At 47.5% G+C, this 19,781-nt stretch carries 14 protein-coding genes; 3 read left to right on the top strand and 11 right to left on the bottom strand.

Annotation, left to right across the window (positions count from 1 at the left end):
* Positions 1 to 68: 68 nt before the first annotated feature.
* From LKE33_04135 to ftcD, 4 genes are all read right to left on the bottom strand, one after another.
* Positions 69 to 1,379, bottom strand: a complete 1,311-nt coding sequence (locus LKE33_04135; GenBank protein ID MCH3950115.1) for a Na+/H+ antiporter family protein — start codon at positions 1,377 to 1,379, stop codon at positions 69 to 71.
* Positions 1,380 to 2,066: 687 nt separating this feature from the next.
* Positions 2,067 to 2,687, bottom strand: coding sequence for a cyclodeaminase/cyclohydrolase family protein (locus LKE33_04130; GenBank protein ID MCH3950114.1), 621 nt, complete (start codon positions 2,685 to 2,687; stop codon positions 2,067 to 2,069).
* A 70-nt stretch (positions 2,688 to 2,757) separates the two neighbouring features.
* A complete protein-coding gene (locus LKE33_04125; GenBank protein MCH3950113.1) occupies positions 2,758 to 4,428 on the bottom strand; it encodes a formate--tetrahydrofolate ligase in 1,671 nt (556 codons plus the stop codon).
* 21 nt (positions 4,429 to 4,449) lie between these two features.
* Positions 4,450 to 5,355, bottom strand: coding sequence for a glutamate formimidoyltransferase (ftcD, locus tag LKE33_04120; protein MCH3950112.1), 906 nt, complete (start codon positions 5,353 to 5,355; stop codon positions 4,450 to 4,452).
* Between the two features lie 190 nt (positions 5,356 to 5,545).
* On the opposite strand from ftcD, the gene LKE33_04115 reads away from it, so the two are divergent.
* Positions 5,546 to 6,109, top strand: coding sequence for a HutD family protein (locus LKE33_04115; GenBank protein MCH3950111.1), 564 nt, complete (start codon positions 5,546 to 5,548; stop codon positions 6,107 to 6,109).
* A gap of 203 nt (positions 6,110 to 6,312) precedes the next feature.
* Positions 6,313 to 6,951 (top strand): formate/nitrite transporter family protein, encoded by a 639-nt coding sequence (locus tag LKE33_04110; protein ID MCH3950110.1) that lies wholly within the window; start codon positions 6,313 to 6,315, stop codon positions 6,949 to 6,951.
* A gap of 291 nt (positions 6,952 to 7,242) precedes the next feature.
* On the opposite strand, the gene LKE33_04105 is transcribed toward LKE33_04110, so the two are convergent.
* The 5 genes from LKE33_04105 to LKE33_04085 form a co-directional block, all read right to left on the bottom strand.
* Positions 7,243 to 8,487, bottom strand: a complete 1,245-nt coding sequence (locus tag LKE33_04105) for an IS110 family transposase (protein MCH3950109.1) — start codon at positions 8,485 to 8,487, stop codon at positions 7,243 to 7,245.
* 379 nt (positions 8,488 to 8,866) lie between these two features.
* Positions 8,867 to 10,465 carry a hypothetical protein gene (locus LKE33_04100; protein MCH3950108.1) on the bottom strand — a complete coding sequence of 533 codons (1,599 nt, stop codon included), beginning with the start codon at positions 10,463 to 10,465 and terminating at the stop codon, positions 8,867 to 8,869.
* Positions 10,466 to 10,924: 459 nt separating this feature from the next.
* On the bottom strand, positions 10,925 to 12,805 hold the full coding sequence (ftsH, locus tag LKE33_04095) for an ATP-dependent zinc metalloprotease FtsH (protein ID MCH3950107.1): 1,881 nt from the start codon (positions 12,803 to 12,805) through the stop codon (positions 10,925 to 10,927).
* A 110-nt stretch (positions 12,806 to 12,915) separates the two neighbouring features.
* On the bottom strand, positions 12,916 to 13,986 hold the full coding sequence (gene mutY / locus LKE33_04090) for an A/G-specific adenine glycosylase (protein MCH3950106.1): 1,071 nt from the start codon (positions 13,984 to 13,986) through the stop codon (positions 12,916 to 12,918).
* Positions 13,970 to 14,455 (bottom strand): 8-oxo-dGTP diphosphatase, encoded by a 486-nt coding sequence (locus tag LKE33_04085; GenBank protein ID MCH3950105.1) that lies wholly within the window; start codon positions 14,453 to 14,455, stop codon positions 13,970 to 13,972. Before LKE33_04085 ends, mutY begins: the two co-directional genes overlap by 17 nt.
* A 363-nt stretch (positions 14,456 to 14,818) precedes the next feature.
* Between LKE33_04085 and LKE33_04080 the strand changes: the two genes are divergently transcribed.
* The gene (locus LKE33_04080; protein ID MCH3950104.1) at positions 14,819 to 16,393 is read left to right on the top strand and encodes an AbgT family transporter; all 1,575 of its coding nucleotides are present in this window, start codon (positions 14,819 to 14,821) and stop codon (positions 16,391 to 16,393) included.
* A 357-nt stretch (positions 16,394 to 16,750) separates the two neighbouring features.
* Here LKE33_04080 and LKE33_04075 read toward each other — a convergent pair whose 3' ends face one another.
* Both LKE33_04075 and LKE33_04070 read right to left on the bottom strand, forming a co-directional pair.
* Positions 16,751 to 18,379 (bottom strand): IS1182 family transposase, encoded by a 1,629-nt coding sequence (locus LKE33_04075; GenBank protein ID MCH3950103.1) that lies wholly within the window; start codon positions 18,377 to 18,379, stop codon positions 16,751 to 16,753.
* A gap of 211 nt (positions 18,380 to 18,590) precedes the next feature.
* Complete coding sequence (locus tag LKE33_04070; GenBank protein MCH3950102.1) at positions 18,591 to 19,706, bottom strand: M20 family metallopeptidase; 1,116 nt, start codon at positions 19,704 to 19,706, stop codon at positions 18,591 to 18,593.
* Positions 19,707 to 19,781: the final 75 nt, after the last annotated feature.

Raw genomic sequence — 19,781 nt, 5'->3', positions numbered from 1 at the left:
TCATCGAAGTGAATTTTCCAAGTAAATCGGCTGCCGTTTAACAGGAACAGCAGCCGAAGTCATCTTTCTTATCCGAGAATCATGGCACCGATCAAGCCGCCGATAAACAGGGTAATATCGTAGAAAATGAAGGTCGGTACGCAAGTATCCCAAATGTGGTTATGCTGACCATCCGCATTCAGACCGGAAGTCGGGCCCAGCGTGGAGTCGGAAGCAGGGGAACCTGCATCGCCCAAAGCTGCAGCAATACCAATCAGCAGGATGATGGAACCGGTGGAGAAGCCCAGTTTATATCCCATCGGGATGTAAATGGAAGCGACAACCGGAATCGTACCGAAAGAAGTACCAATGCCCATCGTGATGAGAAGGCCTACAGCCAGCATTACAAAAGCACCGCCGAACTTCGTGTTGATGACGGAAGTCGTTGCGTTGACCAAAGCTTCTACAGAGTGAGTATCACGCAGTACCTGGGCATACCCGGCAGCTACCAGCATTACGAAGGCAATAAAGCCCATCATGGCAACACCGCCGTTGACATAATCATCAATGTTCTTCCACTTGATAGCCCCAGTAATAATCATCAGGGCAAGACCGCAGGCAGCACCGATAGGAAGGGATTCAAAGTAAAGCTGTGCTACAAAAGCGACAATAGCAGCTGCCAGTGCTTTCCAGCAATCCGCAGTCATCTTGGATTCACTTTCGGTGGCATCCTGCACGCCGGTAATCGGCAAATCTTTGTATTCACGGTCACGAGCGCAATACAGGAACACAGCCAGGATCAGGCCGACGACCATAGCCACACCAGCAATCCACATTACGGAAGAAATCTCACCAATTCCTACGTCAACGTTATTGGCAACCATCTGGTCTTTAATGATAGTGAAGAAGAGCAGACCAAAACCAACAGGAAGGGAAACGTAAGGAGCTTTCAGGCCGAATGTCAAAGCACAGGCCACTGCACGGCGATCCAGCTTCATCTTGTTCATAACGTGCAGCAGAGGCGGAATCAGAATAGGAATGAAAGCAATGTGAACCGGAAGTAAGTTCTGAGAGAAGCAAGAGAAGAAAGCAATGGTAAAGCAGAAAAGAATTTTCTTCGAGCCTACGAGCTTTGCAATCTTGCGGGCTGCAATGTCCGCCACACCGGAACGGCCAATGGCAACAGCTAAGATACCAAGCAGGATATAACTTAAAGCTGTTTCAGAGTTGCCGCCCATACCTTTAATCAGTGTAGAAAACGTGGTGGGAAGATCCATGCCCCCGGTGAGACCGGCTACAACGGCTGAAACCAGAATGGCTAAGAGCACGTTCATTTTCAGCAAGCATAAAGCTGTCATTACAATAACGGAAAGTACAATTGGGTTGGACAAAATACCCATGAAACTCTCAACTCCTTTATATGAATTTTACCGAGTCCGGAAGCTGCCTGCTCAGCTTCTTTTTTAAATTACGGCCCCATTGTACGTCATGACTGACTGAAAAACGTCAAAAAACAGCGATTATAGTTTTTATTTTTCTGATTCTTTTGTCTTTTTCTTTTCTGAAACTTTTGACGGAATTTATCGTTTTACCGTTTTACTTTGCTAAACATTGTAACTTTTTGTTGTCAGTATGCGAAAATACAAGGTTTCATGCGCTTTTTTTACTTTCTAAAATTGATAGCACAACACAGATTTTGAGTCTTTTTATGACATTTCTCTTCTGTACCGTCAAATAAATTATTCGGCCCTTATCGTATGTTAAAGTGATTCTCCAAATTGTATAATTCTGAATTGTATTGGTTCACTGGTCATTTTTTTGCCCTTATTTGCAGGAAATTTATAAGCGATAAAGGGCTTTTCAGGCGCCTCATCATACCGTCGGCTCATTAAAGAAGTAATTTTATTGCAAAATTTTCTTTAAGATTAATAGATTCTATGGCACTTCATTTACGAATCATTCATATCATTATGAATACAGACTATAAACAGCGGCATTTCCTGTATCGCTTTGCTTCATATACGAAAAAACGCCTGACATCTCCTATTCACATAGGAAATGTCAGGCGCTGTGTTCAGATCAGGCAATCAAAGATTTACTTTGCTCAGAAGTTCATGTTCTTTGCCGTCTACTTCAGCTTCAATGGCAGACATTTTATCCGTCAGATCTTTTACAAAAGCTTCATCCTTGATGCTTCCCAGATTGATCTTAACGTTCAGGAAAGCACCGCGTACGGCAGCACGGGCGTTCATGGAAGCCACCGCACCGTCCGTTACGGCATTCGGGTTGCCGCGCATAATGACAGCGTCAGCGAGGGCAAACAGCTTATTAGCGGTTTCACCGACTTTAAAAGGTACCAGGGCAGCACCTTTCGTAGCTGTCTGGATAGCTTCATGGCGAACTTTCTTTTCTTCGTCTGTACCCTTCGGCATCTTGAAAGCAGCCATAATCTTATTGAAAGCAGTACTGTCTTCATCGATCAAAGACAAGAATTGATTCTTCAGGTCAGCAGCTTTTGCAGCGACTTCTTTCATCTCAGCTTCGGAAGCGGCATACTTTTCCTTACCGATGGTCAGATGAGCAACCATTTCAATCAGAGCAGCTGCGGAAGCCGCGTTCAGGGCAGCGATGCTGCCGCCGCCAGGAGCCGGAGAAGAAGAACTGGTTTCCTGGATAAAATCTGCTACGGTCATTTTTTTCAGTTCCATGTGAATTCCTCATTTCTCTCAAATAAGACACTGATTCAACAAGTGAATCAGTGTCTTATTGCTATTTTTATTAGAACAAACCGGTAATCTTACCGTTGGCATCAATATCCATGTTCAGGGCAGCCGGTTTCTTAGGCAGGCCAGGCATTACCATGATGTTGCTCGTTTGTACAACGATGAAGCCTGCGCCGTTGGAGACACGGACATCCTGTACACTGATATCGAAGTCTTTCGGGGCACCCAGAAGAGCCGGGTTATCACTCAGGGAGTACTGCGTCTTTGCTACGCAGATCGGCAGCTTGTCAACGCCCCAGTCTTCCAGTTGTTTAATCTGCTTCTTGGCATTAGGAGTGAATTCAACGCCCTTGCCGCCGTAAATCTTGGTCACGATTGTTTTCAGTTTGTCGGGAATAGAGTCATTGACATCATACAGCGTAGTCGGTTTCGTATGGCTTTCATCCAGGATTTCCACCAGTTTGTTAGCCATATCGATACCACCTTCGCCGCCCTTTTCCCAGCATTCGTTCAGGGTAACTTCTACGCCGTAGCTTTCGCATTTCTTGAGCAGCATTTCGATTTCAGCGTTCGTATCCGTAGCAAACTTATTGATAGCTACCAGTACAGGGAGACCAAAAGCTCTCATATTTTCGACCTGTTTTGCCAGGTTGGAGAAGCCATCGCTGACAGCCTGAACGTTTTCCTTGCCGAGATCGGGTTTCTTGACGCCGCCGTGCATCTTCAGGGCACGAATCGTAGCTACCAGAACAACCGCATCCGGGAAGATGTTGCCGTACCGGCATTTAATATCCATGAACTTTTCAGCACCCAGGTCAGCACCGAAGCCTGCCTCCGTCACTGCGATATCTCCGAGTTTCATGGCCATCTTGGTAGCCAGGATGGAGTTGCAGCCGTGAGCGATATTGGCGAACGGGCCGCCATGGATAATGGCCGGGGTATGTTCCAGTGTCTGAACCAGGTTCGGTTTAATGGCGTCCTTCATCAGAAGTGCCATAGCGCCTTCGCAGCCCAGTTGATGTACATAAACAGGATTGCCGTCCAGATCCGGACCGATGATAATGCGGCCGAAGCGTTTCTTCAGGTCCTGCAGATCCGTTGCCAGGCAGAGGATAGCCATGATTTCGGAAGCAACCGTAATCATAAAGCCATCTTCACGCGGGTACCCGCAGGGTTTGCCGCCCAGACCGACAACAACATGACGCAGGGCACGATCGTTCATATCCATTACGCGGCGCCAGGTTACCTGACGAGCATCAATACGCAGTTCATTTCCCTGCTGGATATGGTTATCAATCATTGCGGCAAGCAGGTTGTTAGCAGCCGTAATAGCATGCATATCACCGGTGAAATGCAGGTTGATATCGTCCATCGGAACTACCTGGGCATATCCGCCGCCGGCAGCACCGCCCTTGATTCCGAAGACAGGTCCCAGGGACGGTTCACGGAGGGCTACAATAGCCTTTTTACCGATTTTATTCAGAGCCTGAACCAGACCGATACTCGTCGTGGACTTACCTTCGCCGGCAGGCGTAGGCGTGATAGCCGTTACCAGCACAAGCTTGCCGTTGGGCTTATCTTCCAGGCGTTTCAGGACATCCAGGGAAATCTTAGCTTTATAATGGCCGTATTGTTCCAGCTCTTCAGGATGAATATCGAGCTTCTCAGCAATCTTGCTGATCGGTTCCATTACATTTTTTTGAGCAATCTCAATATCACTTAACACGGTCTTACCCTCCCTTTTCGGTCAGTCTTCTGCATCCAGCAGACGTTTTTCAAGAATTTCGTTGATATCGAAGTTTTCAATCTGCAGATAATATTCAGCAGCCATGAGCAGAGCCTTCATCGGAACGGTACCGATGACTTCACTGCCAACCACAGGAACACCGTAACGGCGAGCTTCCATCTTAACCATTTCAAAAGCTCTGTAAACAGCGGTCTTTTCGTAGTTGACGAGGTTCATGGAAACCTGGGTCTGATTTCTTTCTTCCAGCTTCAGGCCGATAGCCTTGACATAATGCAGGCCGCCGCCAATATTGCGGACTTTCTTGGCAATTGCCTGGGCGACTTCTACATTGTCCGTACCGAGGTTTACGTTGAAAGCAACCAGAGGTACACGAGCACCTACAGCAGAGCAGCCGGAAACAGCGTTCATTTCGCTGGGGCCGTAATCAGGCTTCCAAGCCGGATCCTTAATCTTTTCAAAGAAACCTTCATATTGTCCTTTGCGGACGGTAGCCAGGTTGCGGCGTTCTTCGCAGGTTGCTGCATCTTCATACAGGTAAACAGGGATGCCCATTTCGCCATAAGCCTTACCAACCTTGTTAGCGATTTCAACGCATTCGTCCATCGTGACGCCCATAACCGGAGTAAACGGTACAACGTCGACGGCACCAAAACGAGGATGAGCACCATGGTGCGTTCTCATATCAATCAATTTGATGGCAACCTTGGCCATATTGATAGCAGCTTCGGTTACTGCTTCCGGAGAACCGATGCAGGTTACAACAGAACGGTTATGGTTAGGATCGGAAGAATAGTCAAGCAGCGTCAAGCCCTTGATTTTACGAGCTTCATCAACAATCTTTTCAACTTTCTCCAGGTCACGGCCTTCACTAAAATTCGGTACAAATTCTACTAACTTCTTAGCCATTTGAGCACCTCCATAAATTTGTAAGAACACGCGGCATTTCTTGCCCTGCCGCAAACATCGTGGTCATTGTACCAATGCTTCGCCTAAAAAACGTCTGAACACAAAAAATACTGAAAAAAGCTCTCTTTTGACAAATATTTGACGTTTTTGGCCTAGCATAGCAATGGATTAATATGTGAGGTGATTTTTTATGACAGTATCCGTAATTCCTCGTTCCAAAGCCACCACTTCGACCTGGTCCGGCGGGACGACTACGGAATTTTACATTTTTCCAAAGGATGGTTCCTACAAAGACCGCCGCTTCGAAATCCGCATCAGTTCGGCTACCGTCGATCTGGATGCCTCCGACTTTACAATGCTTCCTGACTACAACCGGATCATCACGCCGCTGAAGGGAGGCTTTACGCTGACGTACGCCGAAACCGGCAAGTCCGAAACACTGAAGCCGCTGGAAGAAGCCTTTTTTGACGGCGGCTGGCATACCCATTCCGAAGGCAAAGCCGTTGATTTCAATGTCATGTACAAGAAAGGCTTGAAAGCTTTCTATGAAATTGTCAACACGTCTAAAGAAATGCTTCCGGCACCCCATCGCTTTCTCTACGTACCGCTGGTTGACGCTTCCAATCTTACCGGCTGCACATTAAACGGAATAGCCTTGACACCGGATACGCTCTACGTTTCCGATAATCCGGCTGATGCATTTACTTTAGTGATGAAAAAGAGCGTTGACTTGATCTATACAACTGTAGATTAACCACGTAAAGGGACTGACGCCATGCGGCAGCCCCTTTTTACAGTCAAACGTCGAAAAACCGGGCTTGAACAAAATTCGTCCGGCTTAAAACAGAAAGAAGACGTGGAAAAATTCCGCCCTGTTTTGAGGCTTTTGACGTTTTTAGGACGAAACGCAGCAATCCCTATTTTTATCCATGTTGGCAATAAGGAGACAACAAGTAAATGAAGACTGCTTCCACAAATCCTCTCAAACTCTTACTATCCGCAATTTGTGCCGGTTTCTGTATCGGACTCGGCGGAGCTGTTTATGTCGCCCAAATCAGCAATAAACCCCTCGGCGCCGTACTTTTCTGTGTCGGACTCTACGCCATCTGTGAATTTAAATTTCACCTGTTTACCGGAAAAGTCTGCTACGCCACCGAACGTCCCGTGAACAGCTTTTGGGAATTCCCGGTGATTTGGGTCGGAAATTTTCTGGGAACGGGAATCGTAGCATTCCTGCTCCGTCAGACCCGGCTGCTGGCAGCGAATCAGGCTGCGGCCCAGGCGTTGGTACAAGTCAAAAATAACGATACGCTGCTGTCCCTGTTCATTCTGGGCATGTTTTGCAATGTATTCGTTTTTCTTGCGGTGGAAGGCTTTCGCAGCATTCCGCTTCAAATAGGTAAATACCTTGCCATTTTTGTCGGTATCACCGTTTTCATTCTGAGCGGGTATGAGCACTGCGTGGCCGATATGTTCTATTATTTTATGGCAGGAGCCATGGACGGAACCGGTTTCTGCCGTCTCCTTGTCATCACGGCCGGCAACATCTGCGGCGGTCTCTTGGCTTATCAGGGTGTTGCTCTCGCACGCCGCTGAGACAGCAATTCTTTGATAACATGCCGGACTGCATCCGGCCTGGTAAAATTCGAAAAAATAAAAAACGCTTTTGGCCTATGGCATATAGCCTCGTCTGCGACAGTGTGTTAAAGCTTTTGATTCAAGTGAAATATGATATAAAACCTGAAATTTAGCAGTTAATCTAAATTTCAGGTTTTATTTTAAAAAGATGCTTTTAGCCTTTTGCTTATGGCATTTAACATTGGATTGGTACTATCTTCCGCCACTTCGCGGCCTCCTCCTTCCGACTGCGTGGAAGGAGACTAACTATCATATGTCAAGTGCAAAATTCTGCGAATCGGAGCTAGTATTTATCTGCTTTTGAAGCATTAATTGAGCAGATGTTTTGTATGTATTTCCTGTTGTCTGAAGTGTATAAATTAACCGTACCAACTTTTTGGCTGCATGAGAGATTGCTATGTAGTAATGCTTGCCTTCGTTTAGTTTCTTAGCCAAATATTCCTTGTAGGCGGGTTCGTACCGGCAGACGAATATCGCTGCGTTAAAGAGCGCAAATCGTAGATAACGTGACCCTCTTTTCTCCATGTGGGCGCTTCGACCTATCCCACTTCTGCGTCCTGACTGGTTCCTGGACGGTGCAAGCCCGGCATAGGCTAGAACTTTGTCGGGAGAAGAGAACCTGGAAAAATCCCCGACTTCCGCTAAAATTGCAGCCCCTGTGACGGCACCAATCCCAGGAATTGTAAGTATAGGTTCCGGATGCTCGCTCAGCAGCTCCTTTTCCTCAGCCTCGATTTTGCGAATTTCTTCATCATAGTCCTCAAGAATCCGGATGTTCGCCCGCAATTCATGTTCATTGCCCAGATTGTTGTGTTTACCGATAGATTTTTTTGCTTCGTCACGAATTTGTTCAGCCAAATCCTCATTTAAGCTGCCTCTGGATGCCTTGTGAATAATGTTTTTCAAGTGTTTCAAATTGGCGTTTGCCAGCTCCTCGGGGGTAGGATATTCCATGAATATAGCGTGAGCAGTAGCAGAATTCAGGTTCATATATTTTCCTAGTTCAGGGAAGTTGAGAACCACAAGCCGATCCACGTCTTGTTTAATCTTTGTTCTTGCCTGAACCATTCTGAACCGAGATCTGGTAAGTGACATGAGACGTTCATTGTGGTATTCTTTAGGAACGTAGGGTTTGAGATCCAAATCGGACATGAACATACAGGCTATAAAATGAGCATCAATGCGATCGGTTTTAGTTTTGCGAAGGCTATGACTCTTTTTGTATTGATCTGTCATCATGGGATTGAAGACATAAGTTGGTAGCCCGTTATTCAGCAGGAATCTGGTGATATTCTCGCTGTAAGGTCCGGTGGCTTCAAGCCCTACTTTTATGTTTTCTGCCGGTTGTTTGTAAGAGCATATCTGCTTCAGCAGAAAGTCAAAGCCTTCCCAATCATTGGTAATAGTAAATTGCTTGTACCTGGACTTATGCTCTGGGTCAAGGATGCAGCAGTCATGTTTGTCTTTGGACACATCAATTCCAACGTAGATCATAATATAAAACCTCCTAAAAAATATGATGCTGAAACCACAGACTCTCTGCCATGTATCCTTGTTCTATATAAACCGTCTGGCGGTATCTAACTAATTAACATCGCTGCAAAGAGCTGTGGTTGGAGTCTTCTTCAAACCGTTAATCGGTAGGTCCCAAAACCAATCCACAGCATCTTCTACAGTGTAGCACTTTCCCCCAGAAGAGGGGTAAAGTCCCAATACATATGATACAAGGTCCCAAAGGAATACCCAACCTGACGGTTTGGTTTAATGAAAGGCATTTTTCTTCCATGGGCGGGATGCGGGCGGCGAGCAGCTGAAAGCGTGAAAAAGGGGCTGTGAAATAATGCGTGTGCATTATTTCACAGCCCCTTTATGGTTATGATAAATGTGAGAAGAACGCAGCGCTCAAATCTTCCACCTGCAGTGCCCGATGACGAAGCAGTTCATTCAGACGCAACGTCAAAAATGGCTGCGCCGTCATTTCCTTTGCTTTCATCAGTGCAAGCTGAATGGTAGGGGACCAGTTTTTATCCGGCCAGGTTTCCAGGACAGTAATGGCATTGGCCCGCACGCTTTCGTAAAGACTCGTCAGCGCCGGTGCCAGAATATTTTCACCTTCGCCGGGGTGCTGAGTCAAGGCCACCAAAAGCGGCACAATTGTCCGCTCATCCACCAGATACTCATTGACGTGGGCTTCAGCGAAAGCTAGTACCCGGTCAAAAGACCGTTTGCTTTCCGTCGAAAGCAGGAAAGGATAAAGTTCCGTCCGCATCGGATCCTTTTTCAAAAGATTCCACAGCCTGGTGTGGATTGGGATTTCCATGGCGTAGGCCATTTGTACGGCCAGCAGATTCGTACTGCCGTCTTCATTCAGCAGATGCTTGGGCAGGATTTCCTTCCAGGGCGTCTCATAGACAAGGGACTCAATAGCACTGATCAGGGTGTGACACTGGTTCATGCTGAGCTGATCCCAATTCTTCTGATCCACCATAGTCTGCAGCTCGCGCGACAGATTCATCAGGACGGCCGCCTCTTCCAACGTCTTATGATGCGCCTTGGCATGAAGAATGCATTTTTGCAGCAGGCTGTACAGCTGAATGACCGGCATCTCTTCCGCCGCCCTCCGGGTAGGCGGTTCAAAGTTCAGTAAAAAGTCCACGTAATCAACAACTGTATGCATTACGGCCGCAAAATCTTCTGCGGACATGGCGTCCTGTTCCAGCAGGTCCATCATGTCGCTCCGCTTTAAAATCAGCAGAGAAATTGCCGGATAGTCTACGTTCAAATCCCATCCGTTCAGCAGGAGCCAATGCTTTTCCTCCGGCGTTACGTAATTATACATCTCCATGGCACTGACGCGGCCCCAGCGATTTGTGTGGTTCATGATTTCCCACAAATCATTCTCTTCCAGCATATGGCCGAGCTCCAGTGCATAGATGACATAATTCGTGAATTCTTCGCAGCGCGCCATCAGCATTAAATCCTTTTTGAGGCTCTGGGCACGGTTCAGATTTTCTTCATTCAGCAAATACAGCCCGGCCACAGTGATGGCCAGCTTTATCGGCTCCGGATTAATCGCCTCGTGCAGCCAGTCGTTGCAGAGCTGCCACAGCGCATCGGGAATGGGTGCCTGTGACATGAGCTCGACGATGGCATCATAATAGAAGATAAACGGCGTTGCCGAAAGTCCATAATAGATTTTCTTGGCAGTTTCAGGGTCGGGATTCTCTGCATAGGCGATAAGTGTCTGCCAAATCGGTTCTGCCAGGCCCTCCTGCCCTTCAATATGCATATCCGAGAGAAAGATATCGGCAGCTCCCGGATCCAGAAAAACCGTCGGATAACTTTCAAGCAAATTTTTATCCTTAATTTGTTCCGGTGCGAAGAAACCATTTTCATCAAGATGTTCTTTTATGAGATTAAAAATACCGGGTTCATTTTTCCAGGGTAAATTATTCATTTCCATATCCATCATTCCTTCCGCCCACTCGAAAATGCGTGCAAATTCGCGGGGAGCACGCCACGAAGAAGCGTCATCAGAAAATTGTACCCGTTATTATATCATATAATGTGAAGAATGGGAAAAGAGGCGTCAAAGCATAAGACAAAACAGGAGGAAAGTGCATCAAAATCAGCACAAATCCTTTTTGAAAAGGGACTGTGAAAAAACAAAAAAGCGCATTTGGCTTTTAGCTTATGGCATTTAGCCTCGCCTACAACAGTGTATTGAAGGTTTTGATTCAAATAAATAATTATGTAAAACCTGAAATTTAGCAGAAAACCTAAATTTTAGGTTTTATTTTTATAAGTTTCTAGAAAAATGCCTTGTCATTTTTCGTCCATAGGCGGAATGCGGGCTGCGGACGGCGGAAAGCGATAAGGGGCTGTGAAATAACGCACATGCATTATTTCACAGCCCCTTTATTACAGGCAGTTAAGCATTTGGTTGTTCCTGCACAACTTCGGCCTCGACCGGTTTCGGGCCATCCGGATCCTTGCCATTCAAGATAGCCATGAATTCGTCACCCGTAATCGTTTCTTTTTTCAGCAGATAGGCTGCCAGTTCATCGAGTTTGTCACGATTTTCATTTAAGATACGGCGTGCTTCCGTATGAGCCTTTTTCACGACTTCAAAGACAGCGCTGTCAATTTTAGCGGCCGTCTCAGGAGCACAGGCCAGAGACGTATCTCCGGACAAATAAGCATTATTGACGGTTTCCAGTGCCACCATATCAAACTCATCCGTCATACCGAACCGGGTAATCATAGCCCGTGCCAGCTTCGTTGCCTGTTCAATATCATTGGAAGCACCGCTTGTTACCTTGGAGAAAACCAACTCTTCTGCGGACCGTCCGCCTGTCAGTGTAACAATCTTGTTGAACAGTTCTTCCTTGGTCATGAGGACTTTTTCCTGCGTGTCTACCTGCATCGTGTAGCCGAGTGCACCGGAAGTTCTCGGGATAATCGTAATCTTGTGTACCGGCGCCGATTCCGTCTGCTTGGCAGCGACAAGCGCGTGACCAATTTCGTGATAAGCGATAATCCGCTTTTCTTCCTGAGAAATCACGGCACCCTTACGCTGTGCACCGGCAATAACCACTTCGACAGATTCTTCCAGATCCTCCTGGATGACTTCCTTACGTCCCATACGTACGGCCCTCAGGGCTGCTTCGTTGACGATGTTTGCCAGTTCTGCGCCGGAAGCACCGCTCGTTGCCAGGGCAATCGTATGAAAATCGACATCCGGAGAAATCTTGACATCATGAGAATGAACCTTCAGGATAGCTTCACGGCCCTGCAGGTCCGGCAGTTCAACAGGAACCCGGCGGTCAAAACGGCCCGGACGGAGCAGTGCCTTATCGAGCACCTCCGGACGGTTCGTTGCAGCCAGAATGATGACCCCTTTGCTGCCATCGAAACCGTCCATTTCAGAAAGCAGCTGGTTCAGTGTCTGTTCCCGTTCGTCGTTGCTGCCGAAAGACCCGTTATCACGTTTCTTACCGATGGCATCGATTTCATCGATGAAGACGATACAAGGAGCTTTTTCCTGTGCTTGTTTAAAGAGATCACGAACACGGGCAGCACCCATACCTACGAACATTTCAATAAATTCGGAGCCGGAAATCGAGAAGAAAGGCACCTTGGCCTCACCGGCAACAGCTCTGGCAAGCAGTGTCTTACCAGTACCCGGAGGTCCCACAAGGAGAACGCCTTTCGGCATCGTAGCACCGATTTCCTTATATTTTGTCGGATTATGCAGATAGGAAACAATTTCCTGCAAAGCTTCCTTAGCTTCATCCTGCCCGGCCACATCCTTGAATGTCTTGCCGGTCTGTGCTTCGATGTAGACTTTGGCATTGCTCTTGCCAAAACTCATCATATTGCCTCCGCCGCCAAGTTTCGGCCCGAGGAACCGCATAATCAGCTGTCCGATGACAATAAAGAGCAGGAATGGGAAGATCCAGTTATTAAAGAACTTTGCAATCGGAGATTCTTCCTTCGGTACAACCTGAGAAAATTCTACATTGGCCTTCACCAAACGATTGACCAGTTCAGGATCGTCGACACGCCCCGTCACATAGATCATTTCCTTGCCGTCATCACCCTTGCAAAGAAGTGCAATCCGATTCTGGTTGATTTCAACTTTGGATGCCTTGCCTTCGTCCACCATTTTCAGGAAATTCGTATAGGTAACCTCCTGTACATGGGGTTTAAAGAACATAGGTGTAATGATGGTATTAATGACCAAAATCACAATAATGGCCGCCACATAATAGTAGAGCGCACTTTTGGAAGGCTGTCTGTTATCCTTCATGCACATCACCTTTCCTTCTGACTACTCAGTCTGAAAACTGTCCATATTATAACACAGGGGTCTATAGAGAACAATATAAGGGTATAAGCGACTGACACCCAGTCGCCGATTCACCTGAATAACTCGGTTTCCGTGCCATTCCGGATATCCTTGAAGAAGCGCTCACAAGGACCGCAGAGCGGAAGGCGTCTGTAGTCTTCCGGCGCTGCCCAGCAGTAATCTCCACGTTCTTCAAATTGCTTGTCCCGCAAAACGACGGGATAAGCAGTCATATACCAGATGACGTGGGTAAAGACATGCTTGTGTGACCAAACCGGATTCTCCAGCGGCGCACCGGCTGCTTCGGCAGCAAGTGCCCTGCTCTCCTCTTCGGAGACCGCGAGAAAAGTCGGTAATTCCCATAAGGACGCCAAAAGGCCCTTTGCAGGGCAGCGGTGCAGCAGCACACGGCCCTCCTGTCTGGCAAAAAGGCATGCCGCATAATAGACTTTTTGAGTCTGGCGGCGCCTGCGTACGGGCAATTCTTCTGTCATTCCCTTTGCATAAGCCTGACAGCAGCCCATCAAGGGACACTTCTCGCAGCGAGGTTTCTTAGGGATGCAGATGTCAGCGCCCAGATCCATCATAGCCTCGTTAAAATCTCCCGGCCGCGCGGACGGGATCACAGATTCAGCCAGGGTTCCGATCTTCTTTTTACCGGACGTCGACAGCACATCGTCCCGAACCGCATAAAGCCGCGCCAGCACACGCAGCAAATTTCCATCCACCGCGGGAACCGGAACACCGTAAGCCATCGAAGCGATGGCACCGGCTGTATATTCACCAATGCCGGGCAGTTTCCGGAGAACTTCGGGATCTGACGGAACTTTTCCCTGTTCATGAATCATGATTTCCCTCGCCGCCTTCAGAAGATTACGGGCCCGTGAATAATATCCCAGCCCCTGCCAGGCGCGAAGCACAGTTTCTTCCTCTGACGAAGCCAGTTTTTCTACCGTGGGAAACTGCTGCATCCAGCGGATAAAATATTCCTTGACAGTCTCCGTCCGCGTCTGCTGCAACATAATTTCCGAAACCCATACGTGGTAGGGATTACGCGGTTTTACTTCCCGCCAGGGAAGTTCCCTTTTACTGCGGTCAAACCAATCCAGAAGCAGCGAAACCCAGTTATTTTGCGGAGTCAAGATGAACCTCCCGAAATACAGAATCTATGACCGTATCTCCATCTTCGGCAAACACAATCGTACCCCGCAGCTGCTTACCCTGAAGCAGCATGGGCAGCCAAATCTTATCTGCCTGCCACATCTCATCATAAGGCAGTTCTTCCAGACGAAACCACCTCGGTTCCATTTCATCCGACAGCACCGGGGTCCCCGTCCAGGAACGAGCAAAGTACACCATACCGCCGTGGGACCATTTGGCATCCGAAGGCTGGTCAAAATATAAATCGGCAACGAGCTGCAGAGCATCGGGACTAACGCTGAGTCCACACTCTTCATTAAGTTCCCGCACGGCGCACTGCCGCATCGTTTCACCGGCTTCAATCTTACCGCCAAAACCGTTCCATTTGCCAAATCCCATTCCGCGCCGTTTGTGTCCCAAAAGAACACGGCCTACATGGTCAATCAGATAAACCAACGACGTATCCCGCATATTCTATTTGCCTCCCCTGCTGTTTTGGCGAAACAATAACACTGCCATCAAGTTTTTATTTATCATACCACAGTTTTTCCGGAGCTATCTTCCCTATTTACACAAAAAATGCCCTTACCATGGGGCGGACGAGTATGATTGCCTTTTGTTAATTTCGTACTATTCAAATTATTAAGTTTTTGGTAAAATAGCATTATACTGATACAAACTTTACAGAAAGGAGGATATTTTCTCCCGGGGAAACGACCCCATCAGGGATAAAACGCTGCAATCAGTCTTTATCAGACTCAAATTCGTCCTCAAAACCAAAACAAGGGACCGGTACGGATATTCAAGGTCCCGCATGAACACAAGGAGAAAAAAATGCAAGAAGAAAAAATGAGAAAGCAGAATCCTCAAACGGATTCCTCAAAAGCAAAGAAAAAAGAAATGAGTGGTTTCCTGAAAGGCGTGGAAGTCATCGGCAATAAGCTGCCCCATCCCGCCATGCTGTTCTTGATGCTCGCACTGATTGTTGTCGTTATCTCTCATTTTGTGGCTGCCCAGGGTGTCTCTGTCACGTACTTTGACGCCCGTGCCAAAGCCGAGGTTACAAGAAAAGCGGTTTCTCTTCTCACACCCGATGGACTGCGGTATATGTTTAACTCCGCGACAAAAAACTTTACAGGATTTGCGCCCCTGGGAACTGTACTGGTTGCCATGCTCGGTGTCGGCGTTGCTGAATGGACAGGGCTGTTCAATACAACCTTGAAGAAAGTCCTCCTGAATGCCAACCCGCGGTATCTGACTCCTATCGTTTTGTTTGCCGGTATCATGTCAAACATTGCTTCCGATGCCGGATACGTTATCGTCATCCCTATCGGAGCCCTGATTTTTGCCATGGCGGGACGTCATCCCCTGGCCGGTATGGCCGCTGCTTTTGCCGGCGTATCGGGCGGTTTTTCCGCTAACCTGCTGCTCGGAACTACGGACCCCCTGCTCACGGGTATTACCAACCAGGCCCTGATTGCAGCCGGAATCGATATGACTCTTGATCCTACCTGCAACTGGTATTTCCTTGCAGCTTCTACATTCCTGCTGACTATCGTCGGTACCATCGTCACAGATAAGATTGTGGAACCCAATCTGGGAACTTATACGGGCAAATATCGTCCGGACAATACGCCCATTACGGATCTTGAAAACAAGGCTCTTCGGAATGCCATGATTGCCCTTCTGGTCTATGTCGTCGTCATGGCGCTGCTCATGTTCCCGCAGAATGCACTTTTCCGTTCCCCTGAACCCAGCGGGGAATTGACACTCAAGGCCTTCCTCCATGATGGCCTCATCCCTGCTATCCTGCTGCTCTTCCTTGTGCCCGGCGTTGCCTACGGATGGACCACGAAAAAACTCCGTACCTCCCACGACCTTGTTGCTGCCATGACGGACGCCATGAAATCCATGGGCGGATACATGGTTCTGGCCTTCTTTGCTTCCCAGTTTATCGCCTACTTTGGCAAGACCAACCTTGGTCTCATCGTCTCCTTCAAGGGAGCGGACGCTCTGGAAGCGGCTGGTCTTACAGGTCTTCCCCTCATTCTCCTCTTCATCATCCTGTCAGCTTTCCTGAACCTTTTCATGGGTTCTGCCTCCGCAAAGTGGGCCATTATGGCACCGATTTTTGTTCCCATGATGTACCGCCTCGGCCTTTCCCCGGCCCTGACACAGGTTGCCTACCGTATTGGGGACTCTTCTACCAATATCATCACACCCCTTATGTCCTACTTTGCCATGATTGTCGTTTTCATGAACAAATACGATGAAGATGCCGGTCTGGGTACGCTCACTTCCATGATGCTCCCCTATTCCATGAGTTTCCTCTGCTTCTGGACCATCATGATGGCTCTCTGGATGCTGGCTGGACTGCCAGTAGGACCGGGTGCCGGCCTGTACATCTGATTTATCAGCGAAGCGTTCCCTGAAATCTGTGGTATGGTATGTTTATCCCACAGGAGCAAAAAATAAAAAAAGGGGCTGTGAAATACTGCACACGTAGTATTTCACAGTCCCTTTTTCACGCTTTCCGCAGCCCGCCGTCCGTCTCCCGCCCGTGGAAGAAAAATGACCAAGACATTTTTCTTTGAACTTATAAAATAAAGGGGCTGTCGCAAGTGACCGATTTTTAATCCCTGAAATAACTTGCTAAAGACCCCAAATTGCCTTACTTTTTAGTTGAATATGTTTTGAGATGAAAAAAGGGCGCACGAAATTAAGCAACTCTAAGTTGCTTTTTTTCGTGCGCTCTTTTTGTATCTTTTAGGCCTCTTTTTTCAGCGGATATAAGTGCAAATCCTCTTTGCCGTCTTGAACTTTGTGATGGACCTTCAGGACATTCCGTGCCATGGCACATATTCCCACTGTTACCAGGGCATTTCCTTTGCCTCGGGTTTCTAGTCTTCTGACGTTTAATGAATCCTTGAGATCCGCAAAGGCTCCTTCTGCCTGTATACTGCGGTTCATCCTCAGTTCCTTACCATATTCGGAAGTAATGTTCTTCAGGGATTCTGCCCTCAATGCAGCAAAATTCTTCGAGACCACTAATTTCTTGTTTCTTTTCTCCATGGGTGTCCTGCAATTGTTCCCATGGATGCACTGTTCCTTGTAGGGACAACCGCTGCAGTCCTTACATTCGTAATATGTTTTCTCTGACACATATCCTGACCGGTTCTTTACCTGGGTTACTTTACTGACTTTCAGCAGTCTCCTACCTTTACAGATATACATGTCTTGATCAGGCAAATATGTCATGTTTTCTGCTTTGCCGATGTCGTTCTTATACTTTTTCCTCTTGCTTCTTTCATAATTGTTAGGCTTGATATATGAAGTATACTGATTCTTCTTCAGCCAGACCAAGTTCTCTTCGCTTTCATAGCCTGCATCGGCTACAATGTTTGCAAATTTCTGACCGAAGTGGGCTTCAAATCCTTCAAGAAAAGGAATGAGTGTCCGCATATCTGTTGGATGTGCACTCACATCTGCAAACAAGGTAAAACCGGAATTGTTGGCATATTGGACATTGTATCCCGGCTTTAAGGCGCCATTAAGCATGGCGTCTTCTTTCATCCTCATAAAGGTAGCATCCGGGTCTGTTTTGGCAAAGCTGTTCCGTTCCCCACAGATGTGAAGCTGCTTCGTATACACCTTAAGCCGTTTGAGATAGTTAGCTAAAATCTCATAGTACTTCTGTAGAATGGTCTTTCTTTTCCCACATCCGTGAACAAACTCGATCCCTTCAGCCCGCTTTATGACAAGCAGTTTTTTTAGGAGCTTCTTTAAATGACGGATGTGGAAAGTGTTTCCGTAACAGACCTTGATTCCGAAACGTTCCTCGATTTCGGGAACCAGTTGCTCCAGTTTCTCTATGAGTTTGTTCTGGCTGCCTAAGACTCTGTTTTTCCAAACAAATTTGTATTTGTTTGCCACAGATTCAATTTTTGTCCCATCGATGAACAGGCTATCCAGCGTGATGAAACCGCGAGCCAGCAGCCATTTATCCATCTGAATCATGAGCTCCTTGATACATGGTTTTAGATGGAGGGAACAAAATCTTGCAATGGTTGCATTATCCGGAGCTTTTTTCCCATCTAAGAGGAACATGAAATGAGTGTCTCTTTTACAGGATTGCTCTATCTTACGCGAACCACGAATTCCTTCCATACATGCATAAATGACGATCTCCAGCAGCTGAATTGGTGACGTTAATTTATTCTCGACATGAGAATACGTGTCATACAATGCCTTTACATCCATCCCTTCTACCATGGCACGCACCAAGCGAACAGGATCGTCATTAGGGATTTGTACTTCAAAATTTAGAGGAAGAAAAAGTTGATAAGAACTGCCAATTTTTGTATAATCCTTTTGTGTAGGTTTGTTTTTTGGCATATTTAAATTCTACACCAAGGCGCGGTCTCATTCAATGAGGCCGCGCCTTGCTTTTACCTTGTTTTTGATACAAAAGGGGCCGTCGCAAAATGCGACAGCCCCTTTATATCATATTTTATTTAAATCAAAACTTTCAATACGCTGCTGCAGACAAGGCTGCATACCATAGGTCAAAAGTCAAAAGCGCTTTTTATTTTTTCACAGCCCCTTTTTATGCCCGCATTAATCTGTACACCAACGCTTTCATGAAGTTAAAGCGCGGTACAATGCTCGAGATAAGGCCATATTCCTTGACAGAATGCCCATTACCGGCAACAGGTCCCAGTCCATCAATGGTCGGTACACCGAGAGCAGCCGTCAGATTCCCGTCGCTGCCGCCGCCCGCCGACTGCCAGGCAAAGGAAAGTCCCTGCCGGGCCGCCACTTCTTCAGCCAGTTTGCATAACTTTTTGGAACCTTCGTGAAGCACCATCGGCGGTCTGGTCATACCGCCGATAACCTGAACCTTCACCCGACTGTCCCGTGGAGCCGCAGCCCAGGCCCGCAGCGCGTCGTCAATGCGTTTGCCCTCGGACGGGTCTTTGATCCGAATGTCAATGACGCACTCGCAGTGAGCTGCTACCACGTTGGCTGCTGTACCTCCCTTGATCGTTCCGATATTGATGGTTGTCCCTTTTTCCCAGTCCATAAGGCCGATAATCTTATCCCCCCAGTGCATGCATTCATGAATGGCACTGGCCCCTTTATCGGGATTGACACCGGCATGGGAAGCAATCCCGTCAAATACCAATTTATATTTGCAGATTCCTTTGCGTTCATTCACCAGGTCCCCATTAGGCCGTGCCGACTCCATGATCAGCACATGATCCGCTTTGCGCGCTTCGGCTTCAATCACCGGACGGGAATGGCGAGAACTGATTTCTTCATCCGGATTGAAAAGAAGCAAGACGTGACCTTTCGGTTTTTCTGCAGCCATTTCTTCCGCCAGATGAACCATGAAAAGATCCCCGCATTTCATATCGCCGGCACCAGGGCCCCGAAACTCATCTCCGACAATGGAGAACGGCCGGTCAGCCACAGTGCCTGCCGGAAATACCGTATCCATATGGCCCAGCAGCATCACGTCGTAGCGTTCTCCCGTACCATATTCTGCCTTAAGGCAGGGGCCTACCTCATCATCCAGATAAATCCGTTCTGTTTTCCACCCGGCCGCATCAAGACGTTTCTGTAGCCAGGCCGCCACGGCAGAGGTACCAGCCGGATCTTTACTAAAAGATTCAATACTGACAAGTTCTTTCAGTTCCCCAAGAAAAGTTTTTTCGTCCATAGCAAACTCCTTTGACTCCTTTGATGAGACGAGTTCAATAAAACAGGAGCCCCCATCATTACACAGGAGCTCCTG

This window comes from Acidaminococcus sp. (assembly GCA_022482815.1).
Lineage (GTDB): Bacteria > Bacillota > Negativicutes > Acidaminococcales > Acidaminococcaceae > Acidaminococcus.
The sequence above is the reverse complement of the archived record's forward strand: the minus strand, read 5'-3'. Positions and strand labels throughout refer to the sequence as shown.

Bases quoted from the DNA above. Each gene is read 5' to 3' on its own strand.
- LKE33_04115 (MCH3950111.1), top strand. From the start codon at position 5,546: ATGACAGTATCCGTAATTCCTCGTTCCAAAGCCACCACTTCGACCTGG.
- LKE33_04075 (MCH3950103.1), bottom strand. From the start codon at position 18,379: ATGCCAAAAAACAAACCTACACAAAAGGATTATACAAAAATTGGCAGT.
- ftsH (MCH3950107.1), bottom strand. From the start codon at position 12,805: ATGAAGGATAACAGACAGCCTTCCAAAAGTGCGCTCTACTATTATGTG.
- LKE33_04135 (MCH3950115.1), bottom strand. From the start codon at position 1,379: ATGGGTATTTTGTCCAACCCAATTGTACTTTCCGTTATTGTAATGACA.
- LKE33_04105 (MCH3950109.1), bottom strand. From the start codon at position 8,487: ATGATCTACGTTGGAATTGATGTGTCCAAAGACAAACATGACTGCTGC.
- LKE33_04070 (MCH3950102.1), bottom strand. From the start codon at position 19,706: ATGGACGAAAAAACTTTTCTTGGGGAACTGAAAGAACTTGTCAGTATT.
- LKE33_04130 (MCH3950114.1), bottom strand. From the start codon at position 2,687: ATGGAACTGAAAAAAATGACCGTAGCAGATTTTATCCAGGAAACCAGT.
- LKE33_04110 (MCH3950110.1), top strand. From the start codon at position 6,313: ATGAAGACTGCTTCCACAAATCCTCTCAAACTCTTACTATCCGCAATT.
- LKE33_04080 (MCH3950104.1), top strand. From the start codon at position 14,819: ATGCAAGAAGAAAAAATGAGAAAGCAGAATCCTCAAACGGATTCCTCA.
- LKE33_04100 (MCH3950108.1), bottom strand. From the start codon at position 10,465: ATGATGGATATGGAAATGAATAATTTACCCTGGAAAAATGAACCCGGT.
- LKE33_04085 (MCH3950105.1), bottom strand. From the start codon at position 14,455: ATGCGGGATACGTCGTTGGTTTATCTGATTGACCATGTAGGCCGTGTT.
- ftcD (MCH3950112.1), bottom strand. From the start codon at position 5,355: ATGGCTAAGAAGTTAGTAGAATTTGTACCGAATTTTAGTGAAGGCCGT.